10 protein-coding genes and 1 pseudogene are annotated in these 11,418 nt (G+C 36.5%); 2 read left to right on the plus strand and 9 right to left on the minus strand.

Features of this window, described 5'->3' with window-relative positions; genetic code table 11:
• Positions 1-528: 528 nt before the first annotated feature.
• From ADA55_RS17245 to ADA55_RS17260, 4 genes are all read right to left on the minus strand, one after another.
• Positions 529-2,046, minus strand: coding sequence for a phospholipase D-like domain-containing protein (locus ADA55_RS17245; RefSeq protein ID WP_048686145.1), 1,518 nt, complete (start codon positions 2,044-2,046; stop codon positions 529-531).
• Between the two features lie 207 nt (positions 2,047-2,253).
• Positions 2,254-2,661, minus strand: coding sequence for a hypothetical protein (locus ADA55_RS17250; RefSeq protein ID WP_226990495.1), 408 nt, complete (start codon positions 2,659-2,661; stop codon positions 2,254-2,256).
• A 530-nt stretch (positions 2,662-3,191) separates the two neighbouring features.
• On the minus strand, positions 3,192-3,440 hold the full coding sequence (locus tag ADA55_RS17255; RefSeq protein ID WP_048686147.1) for a hypothetical protein: 249 nt from the start codon (positions 3,438-3,440) through the stop codon (positions 3,192-3,194).
• 259 nt (positions 3,441-3,699) lie between these two features.
• Positions 3,700-4,563 (minus strand): SDR family oxidoreductase, encoded by an 864-nt coding sequence (locus ADA55_RS17260; RefSeq protein WP_048686149.1) that lies wholly within the window; start codon positions 4,561-4,563, stop codon positions 3,700-3,702.
• A 226-nt stretch (positions 4,564-4,789) separates the two neighbouring features.
• On the opposite strand from ADA55_RS17260, the gene ADA55_RS17265 reads away from it, so the two are divergent.
• Entirely contained in the window at positions 4,790-5,230 is a 441-nt protein-coding gene (locus ADA55_RS17265) for an Rrf2 family transcriptional regulator (protein ID WP_048686151.1), read from the plus strand.
• A gap of 297 nt (positions 5,231-5,527) precedes the next feature.
• On the opposite strand, the gene ADA55_RS30070 is transcribed toward ADA55_RS17265, so the two are convergent.
• The 4 genes and pseudogenes from ADA55_RS30070 to ADA55_RS28645 all read right to left on the minus strand — a co-directional run.
• A complete protein-coding gene (locus ADA55_RS30070) occupies positions 5,528-5,746 on the minus strand; it encodes a hypothetical protein (protein ID WP_048686153.1) in 219 nt (72 codons plus the stop codon).
• Positions 5,747-5,917: 171 nt separating this feature from the next.
• Complete coding sequence (locus ADA55_RS17275; RefSeq protein ID WP_048686161.1) at positions 5,918-7,180, minus strand: L-lactate MFS transporter; 1,263 nt, start codon at positions 7,178-7,180, stop codon at positions 5,918-5,920.
• Between the two features lie 350 nt (positions 7,181-7,530).
• A complete protein-coding gene (citZ, locus tag ADA55_RS17280; protein ID WP_048686155.1) occupies positions 7,531-8,646 on the minus strand; it encodes a citrate synthase in 1,116 nt (371 codons plus the stop codon).
• A gap of 233 nt (positions 8,647-8,879) precedes the next feature.
• Positions 8,880-9,145, minus strand: a pseudogene (locus ADA55_RS28645) (acetate kinase); the annotation flags it as partial.
• Between the two features lie 348 nt (positions 9,146-9,493).
• On the opposite strand from ADA55_RS28645, the gene ADA55_RS17285 reads away from it, so the two are divergent.
• Positions 9,494-10,141, plus strand: a complete 648-nt coding sequence (locus tag ADA55_RS17285; RefSeq protein WP_048686157.1) for a LytR/AlgR family response regulator transcription factor — start codon at positions 9,494-9,496, stop codon at positions 10,139-10,141.
• Positions 10,142-10,967: 826 nt separating this feature from the next.
• On the opposite strand, the gene ADA55_RS17290 is transcribed toward ADA55_RS17285, so the two are convergent.
• A complete protein-coding gene (locus tag ADA55_RS17290; protein WP_048686159.1) occupies positions 10,968-11,243 on the minus strand; it encodes a hypothetical protein in 276 nt (91 codons plus the stop codon).
• Positions 11,244-11,418: the final 175 nt, after the last annotated feature.

Below are 11,418 nucleotides of genomic sequence, written 5' to 3' on the forward strand. Positions count from 1 at the left end.
AAGGTAGGAATGCAATGGGGTAATCCCAAAAACTATATTGTGCACCAACTACATCTAATAAGGTTGTTGTCAAGATAATTATGGTACCAAAAAACAAAATTTCTAAAATAATGTCTCGTTTAACGAGTTTAGCCCATAGAACCCAAGGCACAACTAAAAAACCGACTAGTATCCACTATTCCCAAGTTAAAAACTCATTCTTTAGCCAATCATTTAGTTCTATAAGGTACGGTTTATCTTCTAATAAACGTATTTCCTTAAGATTTTCAAATATATTATCTATTGATATCCCCCTATATTTCAATTAAAGGTAACAGATATTTTTGAATTCAAACTCTTTGAGCTGCCTTTTTAGTATTACCGTTTTTTAGTAATGAATTTCCATCGTAAATAAGAAAAAAACCCATGTTGAAAGTTCTTCTTACACGGGTTTTCGACTTTTTTCAAATGAATCAGAAATATTTTAAAAACAATGAAATTTTTTAAATCTAGATTTAAGATAGAACAATAAAAACAGGATACATCAACTTATAATAATGGAGAAAGCAGGCGAGAACCCTGTTCAACAATGCGCTCGGTCAGGGATCGTTGCAACAAGTCTTCAATTCTTAATGATACAGAATCAGTAAGATCCCTCTCGAACTGCTCTGTGAGTTCCCTTGCCACATCAGCACTGTACACGACTTGACACACTTCATAATTCAGGCGAAAACTTCTCATATCATAGTTTGCTGCGCCTACTTCTGCAATTTCCTCATCAATGATCATCAGTTTCGCATGTAACATTCCTTTATCATACTGGTAGATTTGGACCCCAGCTTCTATAAGTTCCCCGTAATAGGTACGACTTGCAAAGCCCACGATTTTTTGATCAATATGGCGAGGAACAAGTAATCTTACGCGTACACCACGAGCCACAGCTGTCTTTAATGCCATAATAATATCTGTTTCTGGTATAAAGTAGGGCGTTGTTATATCAATGGTTTTGGTCGCTTGTGTTATTAATATAAAGTAAGCTTGACGAATAACTGGTGTAGGAATTCCAGGGTTTCCTTCCAACGTATGGATGTATGCTTTTTGCAATCCTCCTGTCTTTGTTTGGGTATTGTCTGTTTTACCTTCTATAGGCCATAACTCAGATCCTAATTCGGCAGACCATCTTGAAAGATCTATGCTCCCGGTTGGATTGATTTCCTTTGATTTATATTTTGGGATTTTAGTGGGCTTTTTCGTTGCCTCAGATTTTGTTTTTGACTTTATCCGTTCTGGTACAGCGATATTCCAATGAACGTCGAAGATAGTCTGCAAGTCGCCTGTTGCTTCCCCTATAATTTGCAAATGAGTGTCCCTCCAAAATCCTACGTCTGGCTTTAATCCTGTATATTCATACCCAACGTTCATACCCCCAGTAAAGGATTCCTTTCTGTCAATCGTGACAATCTTACAATGATCCCGATAATTCCAATTGGACAAAATCCAGGGAAAGCTTAAAGGAAATATTGTCCGACATTCTATCCCTGCTTCCACCATCTGAAGAATTTTTTGACGCGGAAATTTTTTACTCCCCCAACCATCTCTAATAAAACGAACCCGCACTCCATTTACTGCTTTTTCGATCAGCAGTTCTGTGATGCGATTACCAATATGGTCATTCCGATAGATGAAATATTCCAGATCAATGGTTTTTTTGGCTTTTTGTAGGGATTCGATAAGTTGTTCATATTTTGCTATTCCATTGTTTAGTACTTGGACTTTGCCGACTCGAAGCCCGCCTACAGTAAAATACCTTAAAGCATCGGCGATTATCGATGCTGAATCACCATATGTATCAGGTAACTTATTAGACTCATTATGAGAAGAGGTCAATCTTTTACGATGAATAAGCTTGGGATTTGATATGCTAAGATATAGTAAGAAACCAATGACAGGCAAAACAAGGACGATTACTATCCAATTCAAAGCTTTGGCTGGCCGCCGAACTTCCCAAATTGCTATGAATAAGATAAAGAACGTATTTAACAGGTATAGAAAAAAAATCCACTCCAACTAAAATTCCTCCTTAGTTTTTCCCTTAACTTGTACAAACTATGTAGCAAGTATACGTTTGGAATACGAGGAATTGTTTAGATTGACCTTTCTCAGAGACACCTCAAATAATTTTGTAATTAGTTTGTTTTGTCACAGGAAATTTAATGTTGGAGATGTATCGAAAAACAAAAAAGGAGGTTCGTTTTACATTTCTTCCATTTAAACCTAAAATCTCACATTATTCTGCTGTAACTGACTAAGTATATTCGATGTTAAAAAGACTCCAACAGGGGGAAAGGTACCACTAATTACGGGATATCCGGTAAGAGCTCTATCGGTTGTAGCAACCCCTGTTCCGTATTCGCCTGCTTGTAAAGAAGGAGGTTTCATAATAAGCCTCCCATTTAAAATAAAATGTCGAATTCTAATCTGGGGTTCATCAAATATGGCTAAGTTTCCAGAAAATGTGGCATAAGGTGAATCAAATCTTATATGTTTGGTGTTTTCATCCCAAGATCCATTAATTGGAATAGGTGTACCACGAAAATTAACCTTACCAATTACCCTGTTATCTGTAATAGGAGTTAATGTTGAGTACGCCCCAAATGATTGGTCTACCAGCCATAGCAGCATGGATATCCCATGATGGGAATGGAATACTAACCATTGTTTGCTGTGCAGTTTGCAATACTAATCTCCCCCTAAATTTAAAGTTTATGTTCTGAAGAATAAAGGATTAGATATCTTATTTACTACCCTATATAAAGGACCAATCCAGTATATGCACCACAAGCTGAATATGTTTACTTTTAACGGTTAGAAGCTCATCCTTTCGTTGAAAAATGCAGATCATTCAACAAATAGTTGTTTAGAACAAAAAATTATGTTACAAAAAAAATTCCTTTATTCAACTAGCCTGCCCCGTTAGTTCCGTAAGAAAAAGGTTGCCGTAGCAACCTCCCTTATTTAAGTAAAGCACCTATTTGTTCAAGAAGATTTAATATTGGATTGGGTTAATTTTCCAATGATTAAAGGTAATTCCGCCAGATCATCTACTATAAAATCTGCTTCAACATTGTTCTGTTTATTGAAAAATGTTGACAAACTATTGGCTGGTTTAGTTTAAGTACATTTATTCACAATCACAAAGTCTAAATAAGGGCTTATAATTTTTGAAACTTCATTGATTTGCAGGTAGGACATTGGGCCGTAGAAATATCGGTTTCATAATTCACCCAATCATAATTACAATTAGAACAATGTAGAACTATATTCTTTTTTTTGTATTCTTTTGATTCTTTTATATATAACTCATAATCTTGAGGGAACATATCTGCTAATGTACGAAATACAAAATTACTATCGCACTTACGTCCGTTCCAATATTCTTTACCACCTTTATATTCAATCATATTTTACACTTCCTCCTACTATTAAAAACCAACCCTAAAAATCTTAGATTCATAATAGCATTTTGTTTGGAATCATTAACCGTTTTTTATTTCTTCAACTATACTGCCCCTTTAGCTCTATAAGAAAAAGGCTGCCTTAGCAACCTTCCCCATGAACATTTTACATATTGAATACAAGTAATCTCTTATTGGCGTTGCATGATTCTTATATTTAAAACCGACCGACCTTTCTAATTTAAATTAAGTTCAATTATGCTGTTTAAGAGATACCTTTAATGATTTGAGTTAAGCCCTTACTAATTGGTGTAGCTGACCGTCCAAGAAGTTTTTCGAAATCATTGCTTTCTACTTCAAGGGTGCCTTCTCGAACGCCTTTTTGGATATCAATGAGCATAGGAATAAGGAAATCAGGTAAGCCAACACTCTTCATAATATCAGCATAAGTAGCATCATCAACCTGTTGAACAGGTACTTCTTTACCCAATACATTACCAACTGCAGATGCAAGTTCTTCCTGAGTCAATAACTTGCCAGAAAGCTCATAGATTGTATTTTCGTGTCCGTTACCAGATAGTACCGATGCCGCAGCTTCTGCATAATCTTGTTGTAGTGCCCATCCTACCTTGCCATTTCCTGCTGATGTCACCCAAGGAGCTCCTGCTTGAACACCTTGAATACTTGAAATTTCATTCTCCAAATACCAGTTGTTGCGTAAGAAGGAGTATGGAATGCCTGTTTTCAGAATGGATTCTTCTGTTGCCTGATGCGTTGGAGCAAGAAAATTTTTGCTTTCCTTTGCATTTGCCAAGCTAGTATAAGCAATAAATTTAACTCCAGCACGCTCTGCCGCAACTACCGCATTTGAATGCTGACGTATCCTTGTTTCATTGTCTCCATCCGCAGAAATAATTAACAAGCGATCAATTCCTGCAAAAGCTGTATCCAATGTTTCTGGACGATCAAAATCTCCTTGACGTACGTCTACTCCGCGAGTTCTTAATTCTTCAGCTTTCTCTGGATTTCGCACACTTACAGCCAGTTGATTAGCTGGTACAGTTTTCAATAAGGTTTCTACAACTTTCGTTCCCAACTTTCCTGTTGCTCCTGTTACTAATATTTTCATTTGGTATTCCTCCAATAATTTTTTATATTCAAATTAAACATCCATTAACCTGTATCTATATCTAATACATGTATTTATAATAGATACATGTAGTTATCTTGTCAACCAATTTATAAACCTTTTATATTTTCTTCAAATTTTAAGGTATAATACGTTGTAATCAAATTAAATACATGATTAATCTGTGTAATAAACTTTGCGATGAAGTAAAAGGTAGGTGAATGATATGTCCATCAGCAGCCGATTTACCGTTGGTGTTCATATATTAGCTCTTATTGAATTAAATAAAGAGGGAATAAGCTCATCGGAGTTCTTAGCGGGGAGCGTAAACACGAACCCAACCTTGATAAGAAAAATTATGGGTATGTTAAAAAAGGCAGGGTTAATTGAAGTACAACCTGGTATTGCAGGGGCAAAACTAGCCAAGGAACCTTCTTATATAACATTACTTAACGTTTATAAGGCGGTCGATGTTGTGCAGGAAAAAGAATTGTTTAGTGTGCATGAAAATCCGCACCCTGATTGCCTTGTGGGCAGGAACATTCAAGATTCGATCACTCCTGTGTTGTCAGCAGCTCAATTTGCTATGGAAAAGGTACTGGGAAATGTAACCATTGAAGATATTGCTAAGGATATTGTTGAAAAAGAAAAACTTAAAATACAATAATAAATTAATAAAAGACATTCTTGAAAACAGAATGTCTTTTATTCGTAGTCCAAATCCCTTCTTTAACCTGCCCTGCACCGTTTGTTGCATAACAAAAGGAGCTACTGATTCGCTTGGTAATGAAGTAAAGCACCCGTTAGTTCAACAAGAAGGAAAAATACACTTACATCACTATATAGCTAATTTTGTAAACAAAAAGAGCGTTAACCCTATTGGTCAACACTCTAAAATCGATTTAACATACATTAATAACTAAAATATGAACCTATTCGACTATGCCAATCGTAAATTTCAATATCAATCTTCATTCTCTTCTTCTTCATATAAATCTTGTTCACCAATATAAATAGGGCCGTTTGCATAATCAATTCTGATTGGCCATTCATACGGAACTGATAAACTGCTTGCTTCACCGGCTTCATTGACATGAATGTTGACCTTTGCAAGATCACCTTTGGCACAAAGACCAACAATTTCACCATTTTCAACAAATGGAACACGACGGATATGTATCAAAAAAAGTCTCTTAATCAGGTTGAAAAGTAAGGTTGAACCTGTGAGTATCGGACAAAAATCAAATAACAAGAAAAAAAGGCATTAACACAGCTTGTCTAAAAGGAACTCGGCTGATTGATATGCCTTTATCGAATAGATTAACTACTAAATAGCCGGAGATACTATTCTGAATTATGAAATTTTACTTAAATTCATTCCTTTTTGTTGTGCTCTTTGCATTTTTTTGATATCTAAACGCAGCCAGATGGAAATGACGAAAGCAATTGCAATTAATCCAGCGAAAACATAGAACACTGGAATATAACTGTTTGTACTTTCTCTAATTGCGGTAACCAGCATTGGTCCACAAACTCCTCCAAGCGACCATGTTGTTAAAAGATAACCATGGATAGCACCAATTTCTTTTGTTCCAAATAAATCTCCAGCAAATGCAGGGAGATTTGAGAAACCTCCACCATAACAACTAACAACTAACAAAATAAACCCTTGGAACAATAACGAATTTGTTGTAGTTGGCAGTAAAAGGAACGCTCCGATTTGAATAATAAAGAAAATCACGAAAACATTTGGGCGGCCAATATAATCAGAGGCTGCTGCCCAGCCAAGTCTGCCTCCACCATTAAAGATACCCATGATACCTACTAGTGTAGCAGCCCCAGCGACTGACAAGCCAACTACGTCTTGAGCCATTGGAGAAGCCACAGAAATCATCATAATTCCAGCACTAGTATTAATTAATTTCATTGTCCACAGCATCCAGAAATGCTTTGTTCTAACCGCTTCTTTTGCAGTTACCTGTCTCAAATCTTTCTTAATTTCTTTTTTGCCTGACTCAATATCTTTTTTCATACCTTCAGGAATCCAGTTCGCTTTTGGAGGTGCAATATAAGAAGCACCTAGAAACATTAGTATGAAATAACCTGCACCTAAAATATAATAAGTAGAATAAATTCCAACAGACTCCATAAGACTTGCTGCAACTGGGGCTGTAATAAGAGCTCCAGCTCCAAAACCGAGTACGGCCATACCTGTCGCTAACCCTCTTCTATCGGGGAACCATTTGACTAGAGTGGATACTGGTGAGATGTATCCTATACCCAAACCGAGACCACTTATTAATCCATAAGTAAGTAGGTAAAGTGGAAGTGAATCGATCATAACAGCCAAACCGGAACCGGCTTGTCCTAAACCAAATAATACAGATGCAACCATAGCTGATTTTCTTGGACCATTCTTTTCAACAAATTTCCCAAAGAAAGCTGCGGAGGTTCCTGCAAGTGCCATCATAATTGTAAAAGCTAAAGTTACTTGAGTTTCTGACCACCCCATAGTCTCAACTAAAGGTTTCTTGTATACGCTATATGCGTATGCCCCACCAATGGAAAGGTGGATAGCGATAGCAGATAAAGCTATTAACCATCTGTTTTTTGTCATTTTGTTACCCCACTTCGTGACTTTAAGATATTTTGCATGCGTTTTATCTATCTTTTGGATAAGTATATAATTCCACATCGAGTTACAAAAAAATCTGGTTCCTTCAATAACAAAGTTTGTAAAATCCTTTACAGACAAATTTAACTCCCTGTGCCGAACGGAAACGTGCCAACTACAATTTCTTTCGGGAATCCTGATTCTATAAAGATGGCATATGTCATCCATCAACAGGGTTGGTCTGCAAACAAGAGGTTAAAGAGATACAGTTGTGCCTCTTTACCTGTGAAAACTGCGCAACAACGATGGGCGGCGTTATCTAGTTTCTCGCAAAATATGGAATACCCGTACCCTTAACGTTCCGCGATTGGAATATATTCTAGGTGTTTCGGTCCGATATATTCAGCGCGGGGGCGAATTAAACGATTGTTCTCATACTGTTCCAAAATATGAGCGATCCAACCTGATACGCGGCTCACCGCGAAAATCGGCGTGAAAAGGTTATGTTTAATCCCTAAGCAGTGATAAACGGATGCTGAATAGAAATCAACGTTCGGCGGCAATCCCTTTTCACTTCGAATGATTTCTTCCATCATTATTGACATGTTATACCACTTGTCTTCACCTGTGACTTCGGCTAATTGTCGTGACATTTCTCTCAAATGTTTCGCACGAGGATCGCCATTTTTATAAACCCGATGGCCGAAGCCCATAATTTTTTCTTTGTTGATAAATGCTCGTTTCAAGTAGGGCTCAATATAATCTATCTCATCAATTTCTGCCAGCATTTTCATCACACGCTCATTAGCTCCGCCATGAAGAGGTCCTTTCAACGCACCGATTGCAGCTGTTATCCCTGAATACATATCAGACAACGTGGCGACACATACACGACCTGTAAAGGTGGAGGCGTTTAACTCATGGTCAGCGTGTAGAACTAGTGCTTTGTTAAACGCTTCCTCAGACTTTGAATTGGGTATTGCTCCATTTAACATATAGAGAAAGTTGGCAGCAAAACTTAGTGAGCTTATGGGTGGAATCGGTTCTTTCCCTTCACAAATACGCGCATAAGCTGCTATGATTGCCGGTATTTTCGCTTGTAAACGGATAGCTTTACGATAGTTGGCTTGATCACTGGTTTCATCTGCTTCTTCGTCATACAGTGCGAGTGTTGATACGCACGTCCTTAAGACCGCCATAGGATGAATATTTTTGGTAGGAAACAATTTCAATTGTGCAATTAATTCTTCAGGAAGGGAAGCGTTTACATTTAATTCATTTCGAAATTCAGTTAACTGTTCTAATTTAGGGAGTTTGTTATGCCACAATAGATAAATAATTTCTTCAAAATCAGCAAATTGGGCTAGATCATCAATCGAAAAGCCTCTATATGTTAACATATCATCAACAATCGAACTGACAGAAGAGGTTGTTGCGACTACTCCCTCTAAACCCTTCGTTTTTAACATAATAATCCCCCTCGTATAAATTTAAGATACATCGCTCATTGCCTTCAACACACCCTATATCAACATGCTTAGTTTTATCTTTATTAAAAATATTAGATTCCAAGTATTATAGAAAACGAGCACACTGAACATTTACAGAAAAAATGACCCTAAATAAACAGCAATTATTTTGTCTATAATACTAGGTGACTTTCACGAAGCGTTAAGCGAACCGTATCTCTGGCAATTATGATTTATTCATTTGTTGGTATAACCAACACTTGGATCGGTGAGTGTTGATAACTAATGAACGACACGCTGCCGTTTACTTTATTGAGGGCAGGATCCCAATATAAGCCCATAAATTCCAGACCGTCCAAAACACGAGAGCGGATGACGTCACTATTTTCGCCAATACCTGCCGTAAAGATGTTCGCATCAATTCTCTTAATTGCATCGCGTACATCCCGATATATTTATGAATTCTCTCGGCAAACACTTGAAGCGCGAGCTTTGCATGTTTGTGGCCTCTCCTGAATATCACGAAGATGGATCTTTTGAAAGCGCTTTAAAAATGATGATTAAAAGTGTAGTCCATCCCCAAACTGATAGACCAACATCATCCTTTCCAAACAACTGTTTTACAAAAGTTTGTTTATTTATCGTAATTTTATAACAGTTTATTTGTATATGTCATAATTTTCTGACAAAGCTTTCTATATGTTGATGAAAAGGGTTAACGGTGGATAAAAACAGAATTATACTATGATTGAATAATTTAAATAGTTAGAAAAAATGACAAATAACCAAATAAAAAATAACACATTGGTGTTATAATGATGCCAAACATATGGAGAGGAGTAGAAGCTTGAAAAACGAAGTGCTTCAATTCATTAAGGACTGGGTTCCCAAAGAAGCATCTGTAGCCGTTGCGAGCGGCAATAGATATATAAATTATTATGCTGGCATTCATGACATTCAAATTCGCCCCGGACAACCAATCCCTTCAGGAAGCATCTCAGAACGAGTTTTCCACCAGAAGGGTCGAGTTGAGACGTTGGTTGATGACTCTGTATTCGGAATTCCGTATTATGGTGTAGGTTATCTCATAAAAGGACAAGATGGATTTAACGGGGCACTAACAGTAATTCTGCCACCATGGTACTCACTTAAGAAGCATTCACCCCTCTCTTTTATAACTGGTAAACAAGGAGATATTTGGAGTCCGATCCCTGTTGATCAAATAATTTATATTGAAAGCAATCAAAAGAAGACATGGTTTTATACTGCGGATGGTCAATATAGTACAATTTATACCCTAAAGAATATCGAACAAAGGTTGCCAGACTCTTTTCTCCGGATCCATCGATCTTATATCGTTAATATTTCTTTTATACAACAGATTTCTCGTGATATATCATCCAACTTAATTCTTACTCTTAAAAACCAAAATTGTTGCGCCCTTACAATTAGTCAAACCTTTATCCCTTCCGTACGAAGAACTCTCGGATTTTAACAATCATCTTGGAAAATAAAGGTGTTATCCTTGCCAAAATATGAAAAGGTTTACAAATACATGGTGAAAGTGGGTTTTTAACCATATCGAAAGAACCAATTTACTTATAAAGAAAAAGCACTGGGGTTCCAGTGGAGAGACCTAGTTAGATAAGACAAGGAAAAACACCCCCTATTAAAGTGATATACTTTCAATGGAGGAATGGTGGAGAAATTGAGACACGTATTAGTGGAATCTTAGCAGATGTATCTAAATAGCATGAAAACAACTCTCTTATTGAAGTAAAGCACTGTTAGTAAGAAAAGCTGACCTTTTTAAAGAATCGCTCTGTAGAATGACACAATTTAAAGGGTAACTTATTATTGCACGCGAGTATACAAATAAAGAACCCCTTAGCTGGAAGTGTCGAAGCCATATAGTCAATGGCAAAGACGATACTTGTATAAAAGTATCGTCCTACCTAATTCCATTTATTTTCTTGTTGTCTTTACTATATTGTAATGTGGTATGGGTCGTTTTTAACCTTTGATTTCATTTGTTCTGATTTAAGAAAGTCATCAAAGACTTTTTCAAGCTCACAAGTATTATGAAAGTCACAAACGGCAATTTTAGACTCATTCATCGGCTATTTACTCAAATTGAACTATTCTCGAAATTAATAATCTGACATCCATTATCACAGAATTTGTAGAATGCATGAACTAGCTTAATGATTGGACGTAAATAATAACGAAACCCAGCTAATCTTCTTTTGTGAAGGTAGCTGGGTTTTAAAGTTGGATGTGCAAAAGTGACACGTCTATACTTAATGATACCCTTTTAGGGTCTAATTCATTGTGATACTAGTATTTAGATATTTTACGACGAGTGACACAAAAGCCCGGCATAAATTTACATCTTTATAAGTAAGGAGAAAAGCCTCTGTTGCAGCTATTAGTTTAGGTTTGTCCATTTTAATTACATATTTCGGTATTTTGTTAATATGTAGAATATATAGAATTCCATTTGTAGTACCACTTTTTAATTTCTTTATGTCTATATCATCATTTTTTATTATGCCTTGGTTTATAAGACCATAAATAATTTCATTTATTTTCTCCATTAATTTAGTCCTCTCGGTTAATTTTGGTAAGTCTTTATACTATGTAAGTTCGCTCTTCTTTTGGCACTAACCTGCCCCGATAGTTCCATAAAGAAAAAGCTGCCTTAAAGACAGCCAATCTTCAGCTAACGCACCCGTTCGTATTATAAGGTCATCCAGAAAATATTTCTGGTTG

It is taken from the genome of Bacillus sp. 220_BSPC (assembly GCF_001054655.1).
GTDB lineage: Bacteria > Bacillota > Bacilli > Bacillales > DSM-1321 > Peribacillus > Peribacillus frigoritolerans.

Excerpts from the sequence above, each read along its gene's own strand:
- ADA55_RS17250 (WP_226990495.1), bottom strand. The coding sequence starts at position 2,661 with ATGCTGCTATGGCTGGTAGACCAATCATTTGGGGCGTACTCAACATTA.
- ADA55_RS17255 (WP_048686147.1), bottom strand. The coding sequence starts at position 3,440 with ATGATTGAATATAAAGGTGGTAAAGAATATTGGAACGGACGTAAGTGC.
- ADA55_RS17260 (WP_048686149.1), bottom strand. The coding sequence starts at position 4,563 with ATGAAAATATTAGTAACAGGAGCAACAGGAAAGTTGGGAACGAAAGTT.
- ADA55_RS17265 (WP_048686151.1), top strand. The coding sequence starts at position 4,790 with ATGTCCATCAGCAGCCGATTTACCGTTGGTGTTCATATATTAGCTCTT.
- ADA55_RS17275 (WP_048686161.1), bottom strand. The coding sequence starts at position 7,180 with ATGACAAAAAACAGATGGTTAATAGCTTTATCTGCTATCGCTATCCAC.
- citZ (WP_048686155.1), bottom strand. The coding sequence starts at position 8,646 with ATGTTAAAAACGAAGGGTTTAGAGGGAGTAGTCGCAACAACCTCTTCT.
- ADA55_RS17290 (WP_048686159.1), bottom strand. The coding sequence starts at position 11,243 with ATGGAGAAAATAAATGAAATTATTTATGGTCTTATAAACCAAGGCATA.